At 71.4% G+C, this 19,869-nt stretch carries 19 protein-coding genes and 1 pseudogene; 3 read left to right on the forward strand and 17 right to left on the reverse strand.

The annotated features are described in order from the left end of the window. The 15 genes and pseudogenes from AAW14_RS15765 to AAW14_RS15830 form a co-directional block, all read right to left on the reverse strand. Window positions 1–149, reverse strand: a pseudogene (locus tag AAW14_RS15765) (4-hydroxy-3-methylbut-2-en-1-yl diphosphate synthase); the annotation flags it as partial. A 4-nt stretch (window positions 150–153) separates the two neighbouring features. Further along, the gene (hpnH, locus tag AAW14_RS15770; protein WP_265564391.1) at window positions 154–1,194 is read right to left on the reverse strand and encodes an adenosyl-hopene transferase HpnH; all 1,041 of its coding nucleotides are present in this window, start codon (window positions 1,192–1,194) and stop codon (window positions 154–156) included. A 5-nt stretch (window positions 1,195–1,199) separates the two neighbouring features. Then, window positions 1,200–1,841 (reverse strand): 1-hydroxy-2-methyl-2-butenyl 4-diphosphate reductase, encoded by a 642-nt coding sequence (locus tag AAW14_RS15775; RefSeq protein ID WP_265564392.1) that lies wholly within the window; start codon window positions 1,839–1,841, stop codon window positions 1,200–1,202. After that, window positions 1,838–3,841, reverse strand: coding sequence for a squalene--hopene cyclase (shc, locus tag AAW14_RS15780; protein ID WP_265564394.1), 2,004 nt, complete (start codon window positions 3,839–3,841; stop codon window positions 1,838–1,840). Before shc ends, AAW14_RS15775 begins: the two co-directional genes overlap by 4 nt. Before the next feature lie 154 nt (window positions 3,842–3,995). Beyond that, window positions 3,996–5,150: a polyprenyl synthetase family protein gene (locus AAW14_RS15785; RefSeq protein WP_416223307.1), complete on the reverse strand. Its 1,155-nt coding sequence runs from the start codon at window positions 5,148–5,150 to the stop codon at window positions 3,996–3,998. After that, window positions 5,147–6,592, reverse strand: a complete 1,446-nt coding sequence (gene hpnE, locus AAW14_RS15790; protein WP_265564398.1) for a hydroxysqualene dehydroxylase HpnE — start codon at window positions 6,590–6,592, stop codon at window positions 5,147–5,149. Before hpnE ends, AAW14_RS15785 begins: the two co-directional genes overlap by 4 nt. Further along, complete coding sequence (locus AAW14_RS39750) at window positions 6,589–6,729, reverse strand: DUF6380 family protein (protein WP_416223308.1); 141 nt, start codon at window positions 6,727–6,729, stop codon at window positions 6,589–6,591. Before AAW14_RS39750 ends, hpnE begins: the two co-directional genes overlap by 4 nt. Then, window positions 6,729–7,679 (reverse strand): presqualene diphosphate synthase HpnD, encoded by a 951-nt coding sequence (gene hpnD / locus AAW14_RS15795; RefSeq protein ID WP_265564400.1) that lies wholly within the window; start codon window positions 7,677–7,679, stop codon window positions 6,729–6,731. Before hpnD ends, AAW14_RS39750 begins: the two co-directional genes overlap by 1 nt. Then, on the reverse strand, window positions 7,676–8,578 hold the full coding sequence (gene hpnC, locus AAW14_RS15800; protein WP_265564401.1) for a squalene synthase HpnC: 903 nt from the start codon (window positions 8,576–8,578) through the stop codon (window positions 7,676–7,678). The genes hpnD and hpnC overlap by 4 nt, the downstream gene beginning before the upstream one ends. Before the next feature lie 338 nt (window positions 8,579–8,916). Then, window positions 8,917–9,846, reverse strand: coding sequence for an ABC transporter permease (locus AAW14_RS15805; protein WP_265564403.1), 930 nt, complete (start codon window positions 9,844–9,846; stop codon window positions 8,917–8,919). 102 nt (window positions 9,847–9,948) lie between these two features. Then, a complete protein-coding gene (locus AAW14_RS15810) occupies window positions 9,949–10,833 on the reverse strand; it encodes a glycosyltransferase family 2 protein (protein ID WP_265564405.1) in 885 nt (294 codons plus the stop codon). Next, complete coding sequence (locus AAW14_RS15815) at window positions 10,830–11,609, reverse strand: CDP-alcohol phosphatidyltransferase family protein (RefSeq protein ID WP_265564407.1); 780 nt, start codon at window positions 11,607–11,609, stop codon at window positions 10,830–10,832. Before AAW14_RS15815 ends, AAW14_RS15810 begins: the two co-directional genes overlap by 4 nt. After that, the gene (locus AAW14_RS15820) at window positions 11,587–12,648 is read right to left on the reverse strand and encodes an iron-containing alcohol dehydrogenase family protein (RefSeq protein WP_265564409.1); all 1,062 of its coding nucleotides are present in this window, start codon (window positions 12,646–12,648) and stop codon (window positions 11,587–11,589) included. The genes AAW14_RS15815 and AAW14_RS15820 overlap by 23 nt, the downstream gene beginning before the upstream one ends. Then, entirely contained in the window at window positions 12,636–13,388 is a 753-nt protein-coding gene (locus AAW14_RS15825) for a phosphocholine cytidylyltransferase family protein (RefSeq protein WP_265564411.1), read from the reverse strand. Before AAW14_RS15825 ends, AAW14_RS15820 begins: the two co-directional genes overlap by 13 nt. After that, entirely contained in the window at window positions 13,385–15,271 is a 1,887-nt protein-coding gene (locus AAW14_RS15830; protein WP_265564583.1) for a DUF5941 domain-containing protein, read from the reverse strand. Before AAW14_RS15830 ends, AAW14_RS15825 begins: the two co-directional genes overlap by 4 nt. 344 nt (window positions 15,272–15,615) lie before the next feature. Here AAW14_RS15830 and galE point away from each other — a divergent pair, with 344 nt between their 5' ends. Both galE and idi read left to right on the forward strand, forming a co-directional pair. Next, the gene (gene galE / locus AAW14_RS15835) at window positions 15,616–16,596 is read left to right on the forward strand and encodes a UDP-glucose 4-epimerase GalE (protein ID WP_265564413.1); all 981 of its coding nucleotides are present in this window, start codon (window positions 15,616–15,618) and stop codon (window positions 16,594–16,596) included. A 340-nt stretch (window positions 16,597–16,936) separates the two neighbouring features. Further along, window positions 16,937–17,530, forward strand: coding sequence for an isopentenyl-diphosphate Delta-isomerase (gene idi / locus AAW14_RS15840; RefSeq protein ID WP_265564415.1), 594 nt, complete (start codon window positions 16,937–16,939; stop codon window positions 17,528–17,530). Between the two features lie 112 nt (window positions 17,531–17,642). On the opposite strand, the gene AAW14_RS15845 is transcribed toward idi, so the two are convergent. After that, window positions 17,643–18,152, reverse strand: coding sequence for an ATP-binding protein (locus AAW14_RS15845; RefSeq protein ID WP_265564584.1), 510 nt, complete (start codon window positions 18,150–18,152; stop codon window positions 17,643–17,645). Window positions 18,153–18,424: 272 nt separating this feature from the next. Here AAW14_RS15845 and AAW14_RS15850 point away from each other — a divergent pair, with 272 nt between their 5' ends. Continuing rightward, on the forward strand, window positions 18,425–19,174 hold the full coding sequence (locus AAW14_RS15850; RefSeq protein ID WP_265564417.1) for an enoyl-CoA hydratase/isomerase family protein: 750 nt from the start codon (window positions 18,425–18,427) through the stop codon (window positions 19,172–19,174). On the opposite strand, the gene AAW14_RS15855 is transcribed toward AAW14_RS15850, so the two are convergent. Continuing rightward, window positions 19,161–19,796: a DJ-1/PfpI family protein gene (locus AAW14_RS15855; RefSeq protein ID WP_265564585.1), complete on the reverse strand. Its 636-nt coding sequence runs from the start codon at window positions 19,794–19,796 to the stop codon at window positions 19,161–19,163. The genes AAW14_RS15850 and AAW14_RS15855 overlap by 14 nt on opposite strands. Window positions 19,797–19,869: the final 73 nt, after the last annotated feature.

Consider the following 19,869-nt stretch of genomic DNA (forward strand, 5'->3'; position numbering starts at 1 on the left):
TCCGACGTACGCGTCGTCGTCATCGACTGCACCGACACCGGGGCCCCGCCCCCGACCGCCACCGGCCCGACATGGATCTGCCGCGCCTTGCGCCGCGCGGCGATCGGCCGGGCCGGTACCTCGGGGACGCCCAAGGGAACGGCGGTCATGGCGTCACCCGTGATTTCCGGAGTCCGCCGAGTTCCCCGAGACGGTCTCGCGCATGGCCCTCAGCGACTCCTTGAGGGAGCCCATGGTGGCCAGCACGGCGGTGGGCTCATAGCCGCAGTGCGCCATGCAGTTGGCGCAGCGCGGGTCCTTGCCGCGGCCGTACGTGTCCCAGTCGGTCTTCTCGATCAGCTCCCGGTACGTCGGCACGTATCCGTCGCTCATCAGATAGCAGGGCCGCTGCCAGCCGAAGAGCGAGTAGTTCGGGATCGCCCAGGCCGTGCACGGGAAGTCGACCTTGCCCTCGAGGAAGTCGAGGAACAGCGGCGAGTGGTTGAGCCGCCAGCGGCGGCGATTGCCGCCCGCGAAGGCCTTCCTGAACAGTTCGCGGGTCTGCTCCACGCCCAGGAAGTGTTCCTGGTCGGGCGCCTTCTCGTAGGCATACGCGGGCGAGATCATCATCTCGTCCACCTTCAGGTCGTCATTGAGGAAGTTGAGCACCTCGATGACCGTCTGCGGGGTGTCCGTGTTGAAGAAGGTCGAGTTGGTGGTGACCCGGAAGCCGCGCTGCTTGGCCTCCTTGATGGCCTCCACGGCCTCGTCGAACACGCCCTCCTTCGCCACGGACTCGTCGTGCCGCTCCCGCAGGCCGTCGATGTGCACGGCGAACGCGAAGTACGGCGACGGCGTGAAATCGTCCATCTTCTTGCGCAACAGCATGGCGTTGGTGCACAGGAAGACGTATTTCCTTCGCGCCACCAACTGCCTTACGATCTCGTCGATCTGCGGGTGCATCAGCGGCTCGCCGCCGGCGATCGACACCATCGGCGCACCTGACTCGAGCACCGCTCCGACGGCCTGGGCCACCGGCATGCGCTGCTTGAGCACTCCCGCCGGGTGCTGGATCTTGCCGCAGCCCTCGCACTTCAGGTTGCAGGCGAAGAGGGGTTCCAGCTCGACGATGAGCGGAAACTTGTCCCGCCTGCGCAGCTTCTGTTCGAAGAGATACGTCGCCACCTTGATGGTCTGGCGCAGCGGCATGGCCATCTGGCTCACCTCCTGGGGAGCAGCAAGGAACGGTGCCATTCGAAGAAAGCGGGAAGGACGGCACGAAGAACACGGAAAGCTGATATTCCACCGCGCAACGTGCCGATTCGGACCAGTTCATGTTCTGGAGCGTCCACGACCACCCGGACGGCCGCAACCGGGCGTGCGCCGGTGCGCACGGCGCTGTGGAGGGTGGCCGCGGACTCCATGTCGACCGCGATCGCACCGGTCGCGAGCAGTTCCGAGCGTTCCTGGCCACGGACGACGTGCTCCGAGCCGGTGAGCGGTCCGGTGTGGACCGTGCGCGCCGGGACGGCGCGCATGAGTGCCTTGACCAGCAGGTCGGTGCCCGTGCACGGGGTGGTGCCGCGCGGGTCCCGGGTCTCCTCGGCGACCACCAGGTCGCCGGGGTGCATCCCGGGGGCGAGACCCGCGCAGAAGCCCGTGGCGAGGACGGCCGCCCCGGCGAGGGCCGGGTCGGCGAGCACCCGGGTGACCGAGCGTTCGGCGGCCCGGGGCCCCATACCCGTACGGAGTACGGTGAGAGGCCCGTCGGCGCCGCCGCGGTCGCCGCTGCGCAGGGCGAGATGCTCGATGCCGAGCGCGCAGGCGATCAGCAGCGGCGCCGGACCGGGCTTCTGGCTCATCGGCTCCCCTTGGCCTCGGCGAACGGCTCGCCGTGCACGAAGCGGCCGAGCGCGGTGAGCGGGAAGACCTGCCGGTAGAGGTGGTAGTTGATGGAGAAGTCCCAGGGGAAGCCCGTCCCCGTGAAGTACGGCTCGTCCCAGGAGCCGTCCTCGTTCTGGGTCTGGGCGAGGAACCCGACGCCGCGCTCCACGGCCTTGGACTCGCTCTCCCCTCCGGCCAGCAGCGCGAGCAGCGCCCAGGCCGTCTGGGAGGCGGTGGAGGCGCCCCGGCCGCTCCACTCCTTGACGTACTTGTAGGAGCGCAGGTCCTCGCCCCAGCCGCCGTCGTCGTTCTGGACGCGCTCCAGCCACGCGACGGCCCGGCGGATCGCCGGGTGCGCGGCCGGGATCCCGGCCGCGACCAGCGCGGGCACCACGGAGCCGGTTCCGTAGACGTAGTTGACGCCCCAGCGCCCGAACCAGGAGCCGTCGGGCTCCTGTTCGGCCAGCAGCCATTCGATGCCCCGGCGGGTACGCGGGTCGTGGGAGAGGCCCTCGACCGCCAGCATCTCCACGACGTGCGCGGTGACATCGGCGGACGGCGGGTCGATGACCTCGCCGAAGTCGCAGAACGGCAGCCGGTTGGGGAACGGGCTCGTGTTGTCGACGTCGAACGCGCCCCACGCGCCGTTCCTCGACTGCATGCCGAGGTTCCAGCGCACCGCGCGCCCGATGGCTTTCTCGATCCGCTCCGGGTCGTGGTGCCGGACGCGCCGCAGGGCGAGGGCGACCTCGGCGGTGTCGTCGATGTCGGGGTAGTTGTCGTTGTGGAACTCGAACGCCCAGCCGCCGGGGGGCAGCCCGGGTCGTCTCACCGACCAGTCGCCGGGACGGACGATCTGCTCGCCGAGCATCCAGTCGGCGGCCTTCACCAGCTGCGGGTGGTCGGCGGGGACGCCCGCGTCGGCGAGCGCGATCGTCGCGAGGCAGGTGTCCCACACCGGCGACTGACACGCCTCGATCATGCGGGCCCCGTCCTCGCGCCACACCGCGAAACGGTCCAGCGACGCGAGTCCCTCGCGCATCACGGGGTGCTCGAGGTCGTAGCCGAGCAGGTGCAGGGCGATGATCGAGTACACCGCGGGCGGCTGGATTCCGCCCCAGCAGCCGTCGTTCTCCTGCCGCTCGATGATCCAGCGGGCGGCGGTGTTCATCGCGGCCCTGCGCAGCCGACGCGGGGCGACCTTGCGGAACTGGTGCAGCGCCTTGTCGAGCCGCTGGAAGACGCCGTCCCAACTCGCCACCGGGCCGAGGGGTTTGCTCGGGCTGGGGTTGCTCGCATCGGTGTGCAGCTCATCGAGCGGGAACGGCGCGGGCCGCACCGGGCGCTTGGCCGACACGATCGTCAGCGGCACGATCGTCTGCCGCGCCCAGCACCCGAAGTCGTAGATGTTCAGCGGCACCCACGTCGGGAAGTAGATGAGCTCCGGCGGCAGTTCCGGCAGGTCCTCCCACTTCCACCAGCCGAACAGCGCGAGCCAGATCCGGGTGAAGACGCGGGCGGCGGCGATGCCGCCCTGCTCGCGGATCCACGCGGAGGCCTTCGCCATGTGGGGTTCGTCCGGCGCGTCTCCGGCCAGGCGCAGGGCGACGTACGCCTCGATGGTGGCGGACAGTTCGCCGGGTCCGCCGTAGAAGGTGGCCCAGGTGCCGTCGTCGCGCTGCTCGCCGCGGATGAACAGGGCGGCGGCGTGGGTGGTCCGCTCGTCGCGGATGCCCAGGAACTGGCGGAGCAGCAGGTCTTCGGCGTCCATCGTGACGTTGGTCTCGAGGTCGCCCTTCCACCAGCCCTGGGCGTCCTGCCGCGCCAGCAGGAAATCCGTCGCGCGCCGCATGGCGCGCTCGGCGCCCTCTCGAATGCCGACCGTCCCGGCCGCCTCCGGGTGCGGTGCACTGGTTTCGCTGGCCGAGGCAGCGCGAGGCGGCAGGGCCCCGGTGCTTCCGTCGGTCGTCGCTGTCATGGCTTCCCCTTCGTGCAGTCGTGCGAGTCGTGCTGCTGTGGGTCCGCCGTCGGCCGGTGCGCGTCCGCAGGGTGGGCTCCCGGGGCCCGGCCGAGCCGAGCACCTGGGCGCGCACCGGTCGGCGACTACGCGAGGTGTATTCGAGCGATAGTGATCATCTCTTTCGTACGACGACGAAGTCCGCGAGCGCCGTGAACTGCGCGCGCACCTGCGCGGGCATCGGTACCGAGTCCAGGGCCTCGACGGCGATCGCATGCTGGCGACGCGCCTCCTGGGCGGTCCACTCGCGGCCGCCCGCCTCCTCGATGAGCGCGGCGCGCGCGGCGAACTCCTCCTCGGAGAAGTTCTCGAAGTCGCTGCTCTTGGCGTCCTCGGAGAGAATCTCGCCGAGCCGCTCGGAGGCGGGTCCGCCCGCCGCCAGAGCGGCCACGACCGGCAGGGACTTCTTGCGCTGGCGCAGATCGCTCCAGGTCCGCTTTCCGGTGGCCTCCGGGTCGCCCCAGATGCCGAGGAGGTCGTCGACGGCCTGGAAGGCCAGGCCGAGGTGGTAGCCGTACTTCTCCAGGGTGTCTGCGGTGCGGTCGTCGGCGCCGCCCAGGACCGCGCCGATGGAGGAGGCGCAGGCGAGCAGGGCGCCGGTCTTGTTGCCCTCCATCTCCAGGCACTCGGCGACGCTGACGCGGTCGCGGTGCTCGTAGGAGATGTCCTGCGCCTGACCGTCGATCAGGGCGCGTGTGGCGGTGGTCAGACGCCGGGCGGCACGTCCGGCCTCGACGGTGCCGAGCTCCAGAAGGATCTCGCCCGCGAGGGCGAACAGGGCGTCGCCGACGAGGATGGCCTGCGCGGGTCCGTGCACCTTCCAGACGGTGTCGCGGTGACGGCGCTGTTCGTCGCCGTCCATCAGGTCGTCGTGCAGCAGCGAGAAGTTGTGCACCAGTTCGACCGCGACCGCGCCGGGCACGCCCACCTCGGGGGCCTGGCCCGCGGCCTGCGCGGAGAGCAGGGCCAGCGCAGGGCGCACGGCCTTGCCGCCGTCTCCGTCAGCGGGGTTGCCCTGGGCGTCGATCCAGCCGAAGTGGTAGGCGGCGACGGTGTCCATGGGCGGCGCCAGGCGGTCGACGGCCGCCCGCAGCACCGGGGTGGCCAGGGTCCGGCCGCGCTCCAGGAGCGCGGACACGTCCACCGCGGTCTCTCGAGCGGCCGTCTCGGCCGGGGGCACAGTGGGCACAGTCTCTCCTCTTGTTGCGATACCGGGTCTTGTTGCGATACCGGGGGTGCGGGGGTCCCTCCCGTGCGGATCGACGCTCATGCCGCCTCCTCGAAGAGGTCGGGGAGGTGGGCGCCGGACCGGCCCAGGGCGCTCAGCGCGGCGCCCGCCGCACTCACACCGCTGCGGACCGCACTCTCCATGGTCGCGGGCCACCCGGTGGCGGTCCACGCTCCGGCCAGGTAGAGGCCGGGGGCATTGGTGCGGGCGCCGGGCCGCAGCCGCCCGACGCCGGGGGTGGGGGCGAACGTCGCGGTCCGCTCCCGGGTCACGAAGAAGTCCTTCACCTCGGCGCCGCGTGCGGCGGGCAACAGCCTGCGCAGTTCCGGCAGATAGCGCTCGCGCAGTACGGCGACGGGCTCGTCGATCTCGTCCTGTGCGGCCGACTGCGACAGCGCGAGGTACTGGCCCTCACGCAGTCCGGAGGCCTCGGTGCGGTCGAAGACCCATTGCACCGGGGAGCCGAGCGCCGCGAAGAACGGGCGCTTGAGCACCGCGCGGTCGTAGACGACATGGACGTTGAGGATCGGCGCGGTGCCGATCTCGAGCAGCCGTTGGGGCATGTCCAGGGCGCCGGCGGGCAGCAGCTCATGGGCCTCGCGCTGGGGTACGGCGAGGACGACCGCGTCGGCTTCGATGTGCTCGCCGGGAACCTGAACGCTCCAGCTCCCGTTTCCGTTGAGGGAGATGGAGGTGACGCGTGTACGGACCTCGGTACGGACACCCGCGGAGTCGAGCGCCTTGCGGGCCAGTCGGTCGTGCAGTTCGCCCAGAGGTACGCGGGCCCAGCCGATGTCGGCTGCACCCGGGGCGGACAGCAGACCCGTCTTGAACACCATCGCGGCGAGCCCCAGCGAAGCATCGCCGGCCACCGCGTTGAGGGTGGCGACCCCGACCAGGTCCCACAGGGCCTCGACGGCGCGCGCCGACTGACCGTGCGCGGCCAGCCAGCTGCCGAAGTCCTGCGCGTCGAGCGCGGGATCCGCGAGGTCCAGTGCTCGGAGCGCCAGTGCGGCACGCCCGACTCTGGCACGTTCGGCGAGCGAGAGATGCGGGTAGGTGGCCAGGCTGCGCCCGAGATGCAGTGGCACGGGCAGGGCGTCGCGCCGCAGCCTGCCGAGCCGTCGTCCGGGGGTGCCGTCCGCGTCGAGAACGGGCACGTCGAGACGATCCTGCAGGGGCGCGAGCGAAGCTCCGTCGATGCGGTCGAGGAACCAACGGTACGCGGTGCAGCAGCGCAGATAGACATGCTGGCCGTTGTCGACGGTCAGATCGCCCCGGTGGAAGGAGAAGGCGAGACCGCCCAGGCGTGGGCGCCCCTCCAGCAGGGTGACCCGCACCCCGGTGTCGGCGAGCGCGAGCGCGGCCGTGATCCCGGCGAGCCCCGCCCCGACCACCACGGCGGATGTCCCGGGGGCGGAGGGCGCCCCGGGCCGGTCCGGGGTGTGCGCGGCCGGCCCCCTGGGCTGTGTGCCGTCGGTCATCGCGCTGCCTCCCCTGCCGGTCTGCCGTCGTGCTTGAACGATGCACGGCAGACGGTCGCAGTCAGGGACGCCGCGCCGCAGCGGAGGGTTGCCTGCCGTTTTTCGCCGGTGGAGTCGCCTTGGAGCGGATTGTCCATCACGCACGCCTCCTGACGGTGCGGCGGGACACGTTCCGGGCATCGAGGCCCGACAGGCCGCGCACGGCGACGTACGCCTTCTCCCGGCCCGGCAGCGAGACCCGGCCGCGCAGTACGGCCCCCGGCTCCCGCTCGATACGGTCCAGGAGCCGGCGGTAGATACCCGCCATGGCGGCGACACAGGCTCCGCTGCGCCGGTCCAGCATGGGCAGCAGCCGGTAACCCTCGGCGAAAAGGGCGCGGGCCCGACGCACTTCGAAGTGCACGAGGCCCGCGAAGTCGGAGCCCTCGGGTGGGGTCGACCCGTGGAACCCGGCCGAGCAGCCGAACTTGGCGAGGTCGTCGGCGGGCAGATAGACACGGCCGCCCTCGGCGTCCTCGCGGACGTCCCGGAGGATGTTCGTGAGTTGCAGCGCGAGCCCCAGAGTGTCCGCATACTCCGGCGCGCGCTCCGCGCCGCGCGCCCCCGGTTCCGTCCCGAACACGCCGAGCGAGAGCCGTCCGATGGCCCCCGCCACACAGCGACAGTAGATCTTCAGGTCGTCCCAGGTCTCGTAGGTCCGGCCGTGCACGTCCATGAGGACGCCGTCGATGAGCTCGTCGAGGCCGCCGAGCGGGATCGGGAAGTGCCGGGCGGCGTGAGCGAGGGCCACCGCGACCGGGTCGGTGTCGTCCTCGGCCACCTCCCCGCTGCGGATCCGGGCCAGCAGCGCCCGGGTCTCCTCGAGCCGCGCCGTCTTCACGTCGGCCGTCAGCACGCCGTCGCCGATGTCGTCGACCCGCCGGGAGAACGCGTAGAGCGCCGACATCGCACGACGCTCGGGCGTCGACAGGAGCCTGATGCCGTACGCGAAGTTACGGGCCTGCTGCCCGGTCACGGCCTCGCAGTAGCTGTACGCGGCGAGTACCGGTGGGGACACGCGCTGTTCCGACTCCACGGTCCGGATCACCCCTCTCCTCGCAGAGTCACGCCCACCTCGCGCAGCAACCGGAGCTTGCCGTGCTTGGGGGGGCCGGGAAGTACGTCGTATTCGGCGGCGGCGATCGCGTGGATCGCCGCCCTTCCTCCCGCCACGAAGCCCGCGAGCAGCAGCCTCAGCCTGCCGTGGACGCTACCCACGAGAGGGGCGCCTTCATTCAGGAGTAGGCGGGCGCGTTCCGCTTCGTACGCAACCAGGGCGCGCACCGATGCGCCTGCTGTGCGCGTGGCGAGATCCGCCTCCTGGACATGAAAGCGCTTCATGTCCTCCGCGGGCAGATAGATCCGGTCGCGGCCGAGGTCCTCGGCGACGTCCTGGAGGTGTTCGACGATCTGCAGCGCCGTGCAGACGGCGTCGGAGCGGCGGATGCGCTCGGGGGTGGAGGTGCCGGTGACGGCCAGCACGAGGCGGCCGACCGGGTTGGCGGACAGTTCGCAGTACGCGAGGAGTTCGTCATAGGTCTCGTACCGCTTGACGAACTGGTCCTGGCGGTTGGCGGCGATCAGGCCGAGGAACGGCTCGGGGGTGAGGCCGGCGCGCCGGACCGTCGGCTGGAGGCGCCGCAGGAGGGGGTGACGGGGCGTCGAGTCGAAGACCCTGCGCAGGTCGGCCTCGAAGGCGTCGAGAAGGACGAGCCGGTCCTCGGCCTCTTCCGGCGACACGCCGAGAAGCCGGGCATCGCCGCCACCGGGGGCGAGGTCGCCGTCGCCGATGTCGTCGACCAGGCGGGCGAAGCCGTAGACGGCCATCAGGTCGGCGCGCCAGGCCCTGGGCAGGAAAAAGGGCGCCACGGGGAAGTTCTCGTCCGCGGCCTTCTCAAGGGTGCCACGCGCCGGGTCGCCGGTGCGCGCCGTCCCGGCTTGGGTCACCGCTCGCCACCCGACGCGGAGACGGCACATGCCTCGCGGAGCTGGAGACCTTCCGTAGCCATTGCCGTCACATCTCCCGTTCTACACCGCCGACCCAATACATCCTATTTCGGACACGCCGCTCGACTGCCCGCGCAGCGCGACAGGTGTGGGGGTGTAGGGCATTATCGCCCCACTTGCCGCGAATCAGCACCGGTACAGCTTACGTTGTACAGCGCAGTGAGCTTCCTCGGGGTGTCCTGCGCATCACAACAACACACCGATTGGCGTCAAGATTCCTAAGAACAAACAGAGTTGGCGTTTCCTTTGCAGACGCGGGGCCCCGCCGGAGCGAGGACTCAGCCACGGCCGTACCGCTCCTCCGCCCTCCAGAAGTACACGAACCCGCCTGCGAACACGACGACGGCCCAGAAGAGCGCGACGGCCCAGACGTGCGGCGGGAGGTTCGCCTCGCCGTAGTGCTCGATGAGGGCGTACCGCATCAGGTCCATGTAGACGGCGGCCGGGTTCACCTGCAGGGCGCGGATGAACCATTCGGGGCGGCCGACGAGCATGTTGTGGATGGAGAACATGACGCCGGAGACGTACATCCAGGTGCGCAGGATGAATGGCATCAGCTGCGCGAGGTCCGGGGTCCTCGCACCCATCCGCGCCACGATCAGCGCGAGGCCCGTGTTGAAGAGGAACTGCAGCAGCAGCACGGGGACGATCAGCAGCCAGGCCAGGCTCGGATAGCTGCCGAATCCCACCGCGACGGCGAACAGCACGATCATCGAGAAGAGCAGCTGCTGGAGCTGCTGCAGCGCGAACGAGACGGGCAGTGAGGCCCGCGGGAAGTGCAGGGCGCGCACCAGGCCCAGGTTCCCGGAGATCGCACGGACGCCGGCCATGATCGAGCTCTGGGTGAAGGTGAAGACGAAGACGCCGGTCACCAGGAACGGGATGTAGGTGCCGGGCGGCATGCCCCGGCTGGCCTTCAGGATCACCCCGAAGATGAAGTAGTACACCAGCGCATTCAGCAGCGGGGTGGCGACCTGCCACAGCTGGCCGAGCTTGGCCTCGCTGTACTGGGCGGTGAGCTTCGCCTGCGAGAAGGCGAGGATGAAGTGTCGACGTCCCCACAGCTGGCGGACGTATTCGACGAGTCCTGGGCGGGCACCGCTGACCGAGAGCCCGTATCTGGCGGCCAGCTCGGCCGGGGTCGGCCCGTCGTCGGACGGCGGGCAGGCGCTCATGGCGACATGGTCGTCACGCGTTGTCTCACTCACCGGTCGGCACACCCTCCGTCCTCGCGATGCGCGGCCTGCTCGGGCACGGGCGAAAGCCGGGGGTCGGTCCCGCCCGCGTGGTGCTCCTGACCATCGAGCTTGTCAGATCACCGGAGGCCGGCCCAGTCGGGTAAGCCGCCACACGGTACGCCACTTCATCGGGCGCCGGGGGCCGCAGGAGGTCGTCCAGCCCTCCCCGAAGCCGCCGAACCAAGCCTTCAGGGCGGCCCTCGAGGGCCGGCGCAGCAGCGTCAGGAGCATCCAGACGCCCAGGTAGACCGGGACGAGAGGGGCGGGGAGGTTGCGGCGGGCCAGCCAGACCCGATTGCGGGCGACCATCCGGTGATAGACCGCGTGCCGGGAGGGGGCAGTCGTGGGGTGGTACAGCACCATGTCCGACCGGTAGTCGATCATCCAGCCCGCATCCAGGGCCCGCCAGGCCAGGTCGGTCTCCTCATGGGCGTAGAAGAACTCGTCGGGCAGGCCGCCGACCTCGGCGAAGACCTTCGTCCGGACCGCGTTGGCGCCGCCGAGGAAGGTGGTGACCCGGGAGGAGCGCATCGGGTCGGAGGCGCGCAGCCGCGGCACGTGACGGCGCTGGGTCTCGCCGGTGTCCGGGTCGGCGATGCGGAAGCTGATGATGCCGAGGTCCGGGTCGGCGGCGAAGGCCCGGCGGCACAGCTCGGCGGTGTCGGAGCGGGCGAGGAGCCCGTCGTCGTCCAGGAAGAGGAGGATGTCGACGTCGGTGCCGCCGGGGCCGAAGGCCTCGATGCCGACGTTGCGACCGCCGGGGATGCCGAGGTTCTCGGGCAGTTCCACCGTGCGTACGCCGTCGGGGACGTCGGGGACGGGCGAGCCGTTGCCCACCACGACGACCTCGACCCGGCCGCCGTCCTGCTTGGCCACCGAGTCGAGGAGGGCGCGGAGCTCGGCGGGGCGGTTGCCCATGGTGATGACGACGGCCCCGACCCTTGCGGCCCCGCTCACCTCAGCCTGCTGGAGGCGAGGATGGACACGAGATGGAGCAGCGTCTGCAGCAGGGCGATGCCCGCCAGCACCGCGACGCCGAGGCGGGAGAAGAACAGGTCGCCGCGGACCGCATCCAGGATCGCCAGGACCAGGATCAGCAGGGAGGCCTCGATCCCGAGGACGAGCCGGTGGAACTTCAGAGCCGCGGCGGCCTTGCGGGCCAGCGCCATGCCGGACGAGCGCGGCTCGGACGCCGCCTCCTTGACCGGCGGCAGCCCGCCCTGGTGGCGCGCGACGCCCACGAGGTCGGTCTCGGCCTTGATCAGGACGGCGCCGAGGGCGGCGAGGGTGCCGAGGAAGGCCCACAGCCAGTCGATCCGCCCCGGGCCCCACAGGTCGGCGGCGCGCAGACCGAAGCCGACCAGGACCGCGGCGTCGCACAGGTAGGCGCCGACCCGGTCGAGGTACACCCCGGAGAGTGAGAACTGCTTCTTCCAGCGGGCGATCTCGCCGTCGACACAGTCGAGGAGCAGGTAGAGCTGGACCATCAGCACGCCGAGTACGGCGCCCGCCACACCCGGCACCAGCAGCGCCGGGGCGGCGAGGACGCCGAAGACGGTCATCAGGTAGGTCAGCTGGTTGGGCGTGATCCTGGTGTTCACCAGGTAGCGGTCGATCCGCAGCGAGATCTCCCGCATGTAGAGACGTCCCGCCCAGTGCTCACCGCTGCGCCGGTCCTTCACCCCGGCGGGGTGCACGACCGGGCGGAGTTCAGCTACCGATGGCCTTGACATAGTCGGCGTACGTGTCCTTGATCTGTCGGGTCTTCAGGTCGAGGTGTTCGAGGATCGTGTAGCGGCCGGGCCTGGTCTGCGGGGCGAACTCCACGACCCGGACGAACTCGTCCACCGTGAAGCCGATCTCCTCCGGCAGCACGGGCAGCCCGTGCCGGCGCAGCACCTGCGCCATGTACGCCGACTCCTCGTGCGCCCCGCGCAGATACATCGCGAAGGCGGCCCCGAGGCCGCACTGCTCACCGTGGGCGGCCGCGCGCTTGGGGAACAGCAGGTCGAAGGCGTGGTTGATCTCGTGGCACGCGCCGGAGGACGGGCGGGAGTCGCCCGACACGGACATGGCGATACCGCTGAGCACCAGAGCCTCGGCCAGCACCTGGAGGAAGTCGTTGTCGCCGATGCCGCCGGGGTGGCGCAGCACCGCCTCACCGGCCTGCCGGGCCATCGCCGCGGCGAGACCGTCGATCTTCTCACCGTTGACGCGGTTGGCCAGCTCCCAGTCCGCGATCGCGGAGACGTTCGATACGGCGTCGCCGATGCCCGCGCGGACGAAGCGCACCGGGGCCTCGCGGATGACGTCCAGGTCGATGACGACCGCGATCGGGTTCGGCACACCGTACGAGCCGCGGCCGGCGTCGTTGTCGAGGGTCGCGACCGGCGAGCACAGGCCGTCGTGCGCGAGGTTCGTGGGCACGGCCACCAGCGGCAGGCCGACGCGCGCCGCGGCGAACTTGGCGCAGTCGATGATCTTTCCCCCGCCCAGGCCCACGAGCGCGTCGTAGTGGCCGGCCTTCATGTCGCCGGCCAGCCGGACGGCGTCGTCCAGGGTGCCGCCGCCGACCTCGTACCAGGTGGCGCCGGGCAGGCTGGGGGCGAGTCGCTCGCGCAGCCGGGCGCCGGAGCCGTCGCTCAACGCGACGGCCAGCTTGCCCGAGTGCGAGATGCGCTCGTCCGCGAGCACGTTCGCCAGGTCGTCGAGGGCACCCGCTCGGATGTCGACGACGACGGGCGAGGGGATGAGCCTCGTCAGTAGCGGCACGCGATCTCCCGTCCCCGGGCGAGGTCGTCGTGGTTGTCGATCTCGACCCACTGGACGTCGCCGATCGGCGCCACGTCGATCTTGAAGCCTCGGTTGACCAGCTCCTGGTAGCCGTGCTCGTAGAACTGCTGCGGGTCCGTCTCCCACACCGTCTTCAGGGCGTCGGCCAGGTCCGCGGCGGCCTCGCCCTCGATGAGGGTGACGCCGATGTACTCGCCGGTCGCCTCGGACGGCTCCATCAGCTTGGTGATCTTCTGGACGCCCTTCTCGGGGTCCACGACGACCTTCATCTCCTCGTCGGCGAGGTTCTTCACCGTGTCGAGGGCGAGGATGATCTTCTTGCCGTCGCCGCGGGCGGCGAGCAGCGTCTTCTCGACGGAGACCGGGTGGACGGTGTCGCCGTTGGCGAGGATCACACCGTCCTTGAGGGCGTCACGGCCGCACCACAGGGAGTAGGCGTTGTTCCACTCCTCGGCCTTGTCGTTGTCGATGAGGGTGAGCTTGAGTCCGTACTTCTCCTCGAGCGCCGCCTTGCGCTCGTAGACGGCCTCCTTGCGGTACCCGACGATGATCGCGGCCTCCGTCAGGCCGATCTCGGCGAAGTTGCCGAGCGTCAGGTCCAGGACCGTGATGCTGTCCTCTATACCCGCGGGCCCCACCGGCACCAAAGCCTTGGGCAGGGTGTCGGTGTAGGGGCGCAGACGCCGTCCGGCGCCGGCCGCCAGCACGAGGCCGATCATGCGGGTTCTCCTTCATCGTGTACGGCGGGCGCGCCGCCCTTGTGGGCGGCCACCCAGAAGCGGATGCTCTCGACGAGCACCACCACGGCCACGTACCCGGCGAGGGCCGTGAGCGCGATCTTGAACTGTCCTGCGGTGAGCAGCGCGGCCAGGACCGTGACCAGCAGGGTCCGGCCTTCGTGCCCCCCGACAGCGCGCACCAGCCAGTGCGGCGGCGCGCCGGCGTCGCCGCGGATGCGGTACACCGTGTCGTAGTGATGGTAGGCGACGGCCGCCACCAGCCCGAAAGCCGCGGGAAGCACCCCGTTCATCCCGGATTTGGCCGCCAGTACCAGGGCGGTGCCGTATTCGGCGGCCCGGAAGAAGGGCGGGACGAGCCAGTCCAGGGCGCCCTTGAGCGGCTGGGACACGGCCAGGCCGGAGGCGGCGGCGTAGACGACGGCTCCCCCGGCGGCCGCCCACGGGATACCGGAGGAGAGGGCCGCGGCTAGGGCCACGACGCCGATCGCCGCCCACAGCACGGGGGTCCCGGCGTAGGTCCGCGGGTTCCGGCTGCGCCATGTGGCCACGAGCTCGGCCAGCGGGCCGCTGTCCGCGAGGTCGGCCAGGGCCTTCGCCGCGCGCTCGGTGCGCCGGGCCCTGCGCGTCAGCGAGCGCAGCACGCGCCCCGCTGTCGTGTACGTTGCGGCGAACGCGCAGCCGATGAGCAGCGCGTAGAAGGTGATACGGGGGGTGGTGGCCGCCGTCAGGACAGCGATCATCGCCCAGCGCTCGCCGATCGGCAGAACGATCATCCTGCGTACCCACACCGTCCAGCCGACGCTGTCGAGGCGGTCGGAGAGGGCCGCGGTGGGGCTGGTGTTGGCGGTCGCGTCGTGATTCGCCTCGTTGAAGGAGAAGTCCACGACGTGTCGGCATGTCTGCAGGATCATCGCGCCGAGCGCCAGGGCCCAGACGTCATCACCGCCGCGGGCCGCGCCGAGGGCGAGGCCGGCGTAGTAGGCGTACTCCTTGGCGCGGTCGAAGGTGGCGTCGAGCCAGGCGCCGAGCGTGGAGTACTGCAGTGAATAGCGGGCGAGCTGGCCGTCGGTGCAGTCGAGGACGAAGGAGACGATCAGGAGGACGCCCGCCGCGACGAAGCCGCCGCGGGTGCCGGTGGCCGCGCAGCCCGCCGCGATCAGGGCGGTGAGCAGCGAGGCGGTGGTGACCTGGTTGGGGGTGAGGCCCCGGTGGGCGCACCAGCGGGCGATGTAGCGCGAGTACGGGCTGATGAAGTGCGTGGTGAAGAAGCCGTCGCGGGCCTTGACGGCGCTGCGCAGGCGCACGGCTTCCTCGTCGACCGCGGAGACCGCCTGGCGGGCCTCGTTGCGCGCCTGGGGATCGGCGGGTACGGCGGCGATCAGCGTGCCCAGTTCGGGGCGGTGCACGGGGACGCCGTCTGCGTCGAGGGCTGCGGTGATGCGCTCGGCGAGACTGTCGGTGACGACGATGGGGGTACCGCCCTGCTCACGGGGGTCCCTCCGCTCGAGCGAAGTCGAGGGTGCGGGAGGAGCCGAGAGCTTGGGGGGGCCGCCGGCCGCGGCGGAGTTCTCCCGGGCCACGGCGCGGGTCAGTGCCTGGCGGGCGGCGGGCTGGACGGTGACGGCGCCGGGGACGGCGGCGGCCGGGAAGCGGGGGTCGGTCAGGCCGAGGCGCAGCGCGTGCAGGTGGCCCACGAAGCGGGCATCGACGAGGGCGACCCGCTCGTTCGCGGGCGCGGCGGCGAGGAGTGTCTCGGCGTCACCGGCGTCGGTGGCGACCCGCACGTCGAAGCCGAGCGACCGCAGATCGCCCTCGAGCGACGATCCGGGGACCGGCTGACCGGTGAGGATGGCGGTCGACAGACGAACTCACTCCCTGGGGCCCGACGCGTACGGGCATCGGGCATGTGTGTGGTGTGGGACACCCGGGGCGGGGGCCGGGCGGCGTGTCGGCAGAGGCTATCGGATGCCTGGAAGCCGGTGTTCACCGGCCGTTCATGGCCTGATCAGCCCCGTCTGCGCGGCCGCCGCCGCGATCATCATCGGGGATCGGAGGGGCGCGCGACAAACCCGCGCGGTGAGACCGCCCGTTTCCGGCATCAGCGCCGTTGCCGGAGGCCCTCCGCAGCCGACGCGCACCTCGCCCCTGCCGGCCGGGCGCGGGCCCGCGCCCGGCGGTGTTCCCCGGCGGCCATAGGGTGAGGACCATGACTTGGCTGATCACCGGCGGGGCCGGATACATCGGGGCGCATGTGGCGCGGGCGATGGCCGCGGAAGGCGAGAGCGTGGTCGTCCTGGACGACCTTTCGGCGGGGGTGCCGGGGCGGCTGCCCAGGAGCATTCCGGTGGTGCAGGGTTCCGCGCAGGACGAGGACCTGCTGAAGCGGGTCTTCGCGGAGCATGCGGTGACCGGTGTGGTGCACCTCGCCGCGCGCAAGCAGGTCGGCGAGTCCGTGTCCCAGCCCACGCGCTACTACCGGGAGAACGTGGGCGGCCTCGCGACGCTCCTTGAGGCGGTGGCGGGGGCGGGGATCAAGCGGTTCCTGTTCTCCTCGTCCGCGGCCGTCTACGGCAACCCCGATGTGGACCTCATCACGGAGGACACGCCCTGTGCCCCGATGAGCCCGTACGGCGAGACGAAACTCACGGGCGAGTGGCTGGTGCGGGCGGCGGGCAGGGCGCACGGCATCGGGACCGTGTGTCTGCGGTACTTCAACGTGGCGGGCGCAGCCGGGCCGGAACTGGCCGACACGGGCATCTTCAACATCGTGCCGATGGTCTTCGACCGGCTGACCCGTGGCGAGGCCCCACGGATCTTCGGCGACGACTATCCGACACCGGACGGCACCTGTGTCCGCGACTACATCCACGTCGCCGATCTCGCCGAGGCGCACCTCGCCGCCGCCCGGCGGCTGGCAGACGGCGCGACGGGTGACCTCACGGTCAACATCGGCCGTGGCGAAGGCGTTTCGGTGCGTGAGCTCGTCACGCTCATCGGCGAGGTGACCGGCGACACCACGCCCGCGGCCGTCGAGCCGCCCCGCCCGGGTGACGCGCCCCGTGCGGTCGCATCGGCCGCCCTGGCCGAGCGGGAGCTGGGCTGGAGCGCCCGGCGCGGGGTGCGCGAGATGGTGGAGTCGGCGTGGCGGGGCTGGCAGCTGCATCACCCGGAGCCGAACCACGGCTGACCGCGCCGGTCCGCCGGCCCCTCCGCCATGTGCGGCGCCGGAGCGCCTACGGCAGTCCCGGGCCCGGCATGACACGTGCGTGTGATGTACGGGGGTGCGCACGGGGGCGTGGGGCCGGGTCTCGGGCGCCGGCTCCGCGGAGCGCGCCCCCGGGGAGGCGGTTCCCCTTCCGGGGCGGTGGGCACGATCAGGTATCCGGCCGCATCCGGCGTCTGCTCCGTGGGGGGCCGTACGCCCTGTCCGGAGCGCCCCGGCGGGACATGCGGGGAGTCACGAAGTGCCGGGAGTGCCGGATTCGTACGGCAGACTTGGGGCTGGACAACCGATGCGAAGGATGGGTATGCCGATCACACCTGCCGCCGCGACGCACCATTCGTCGAACGGCACCGCTGAAGCCATCTTGCTGGAGCTGGTCGACGAGGACGGCACCACGATCGGCACGGCGGAGAAGCTCGCCGCCCATCAGCCGCCGGGGCAGTTGCACCGGGCGTTCTCGGTGTTCCTCTTCGACGAGCGGGGCCGGCTGCTGCTCCAGCAGCGGGCGCTGGGCAAGTACCACTCCCCCGGTGTCTGGTCGAACTCCTGCTGCGGCCACCCCTACCCGGGCGAGGCGCCCTTCGCGGCGGCGGCCCGGCGGACGTACGAGGAGCTGGGAGTCTCCCCGACGCTGCTCGCCGAGGCCGGGACGGTCCGCTACAACCACCCGGACCCGGACTCGGGCCTGGTGGAGCAGGAGTTCAACCATCTCTTCGTCGGGCTGGTGCAGTCCCCCCTGCACCCGGCCCCGGAGGAGGTCGGCTCCACCGCCTTCGTGACCGCCGGGGAGCTGGCGGAGCGGCACGCGAGGGACACGTTCTCGTCGTGGTTCATGACGGTCCTCGACGCGGCACGGCCGGCGATCAGAGAGCTGACGGGAACGTTCGCGGGCTGGTGACCCATGGGCCCGTCCGGCCCGTACGGCCGGACGGCCCGCATGACTCGCGCCACACGACCCTCGTCACACGAGGCGGGCGGTCACCCCGCACCCGCACATCCCCTGGGCGCGCTCATCCGATCCGTGTCGGCTTGAGCGGCAGGGCGGCCCAGATCACCTTGCCCCCGCTCGCGGTGTGCTCCACGTCGCACACCCCGCCCGCCTCCCTGCTGATCTCGCGGACCAGGAGCAGTCCCCGGCCGCCGGTGCGGCCGTGGTCGGCCTCCAGGGCGCTCGGGCGGTAGGGGTGCTCGTCCTCCACCGACACCCGCACCCACTCGGGCCCTACGGCGACCTCCACGGCGAGCATCGGCGAGAGCAGCGCAGCGTGCCGGACCGCGTTGGTGACCAGTTCGGAAACGATCAGCAGCAACGCGTACACGGTGTCGTCCGAGACGGGCACGCCCTGGCGGGCGAGCAGGTCGCGGACGGCGCGCCGGGCCTGCGGCACCGAGGCGTCCACTGCAACCGCGGTGAACCGCCAGACCCCCTCGTACGGCAGCGGTCCCGGCGGTCCGAGGCCCTCCGGAACGTTCCCTCCGCCTTCAGGGCGCGGGCCGGACCCTCGCCCCTGGTTCTCCATCGTCCGGTCGCCACCCTTGCGCTCGATTGTCACCACACGTCGAGTGTTGGGAATGCGCTGGTCCGTCCCGAATGACTGAACAGAAGTCAGCTGGTATCGACGACATCTGACCGTTGGCGTGTGACGCGGTCAGTTGTGTGACCGCTCCTGCGCCCATTGCGGCGGCTTGGGAACTCTTCGGGTTGTACGGTCCGGCGTCCGATGCCTGCGCCCCGTCGCGCCGGGTTCCCTGCTGATCGTGCGTTCGAGGGATCCGGATAGCATCCGGTGCCATGGAGCCGCAGCTGGTGCAGAGCGTCACCGACGGGGTCGCGACCGTCGTCATTCACCACCCCGCCAAGCGGAACGCCATGACCGCCGGCATGTGGGAGTCGCTTCCGCCGCTGCTCGACGGGCTGGCAGCCGACCCGGCCGTCCGGGCGCTGGTGCTCACCGGCGAGGGCACCACCTTCTGTGCGGGCGCCGACATCTCCACCCTGCGGGGGTCGCCGGAGAGGGCACAGACCCTGGCCGTACGGGCCGAGGAGGCGCTGGCCGCGTTCCCGAAGCCGACCCTGGCGGCGATCCGCGGCCACTGCGTGGGCGGCGGGGCACAGCTCGCCGCGGCCTGTGACCTGCGGTTCGCGGAGGAGGGAGCCCTGTTCGGGGTGACGCCGGCCAAGCTGGGGATCGTCTACCCGGCGCCCTCCACCCGTCGGCTGGTGTCGCTGGTGGGACCCGGCAGCGCCAAGTACCTCTTGTTCTCCGGTGAGTTGATCGACGCGGGGCGCGCGCTGCGGACCGGGCTGCTGGACGAGCTGCTGCCGGAGGGCGAACTCACCAAGCGGGTCGCGGAGTTCACGCGCGTACTGGTCTCCCGCTCGCAGCTGACCCAGGCCGCGGCCAAGGAGTTCGCGAACGGGCGCACGGACCGGGACGCGCACTGGGCGGAACAGGCGCGCGGCAGCGGCGACACCGCGGAGGGGGTCGCCGCGTTCCTGGAGCGCAGGCAGCCGCGGTTCACCTGGACTACGTCAGGATGAAGCGGCTCCTGGCGCGGAGCTTCTCGACGAGGTGCGCGGGCGCCTTGTGCGGGGATCCCGCGTCGTAGGGCGGCTGCGGGTCGTACTCGGTCGCCAGTTGCACGGCTTGCGCCCGCTCGTCGCCCGCGACACGGCCGAGCAGGGTGAGGCCCATGTCGATGCCCGAGGAGACGCCCGCGGCCGTGACGTACTTGCCGTCGAACACCACGCGCTCCCCCGTGGGCTCGGCGCCCAGCCGCCCGAGCGCGTCCAGAGCCAGCCAGTGCGAGGTGGCACGGCGCCCCCGGAGGAGACCGGCGGCGGCGAGCAGCAGGGAACCCGTACAAACGGACGCCGTCCAGGCGCTGGTGGCGTCCGCCGCGCGCAGCCAGTCGAGGAGGTCCCCGTTCTCCATCTGCGCACTCTGGCCGGGCCCTCCGGGGACAACCACGATGCCGGGGGACGGAACCTCGGCCAGGGTCCTGTCGGCGGTGAGCGCGAGGGTTCCGGTGTCGTTGCGCACCGGCCCCGTCCGCTCGGCCACGAAGACGGTCTCCGAGCCGGGGAGGCGGCTGAGGATCTCGTACGGGCCCACGGCATCCAGGGCGGTGAACCGGTCGAAAAGGACGATCGCGATCTGCACGGACTCTCCTTCGGTGGTCACGGGCTTTCCCCCAGTGGTCACGGACTTGCCTCGGCGATCACGGACTTACCTC

This window comes from Streptomyces hygroscopicus (assembly GCF_026168105.1).
Classification (GTDB): domain Bacteria; phylum Actinomycetota; class Actinomycetes; order Streptomycetales; family Streptomycetaceae; genus Streptomyces; species Streptomyces hygroscopicus_D.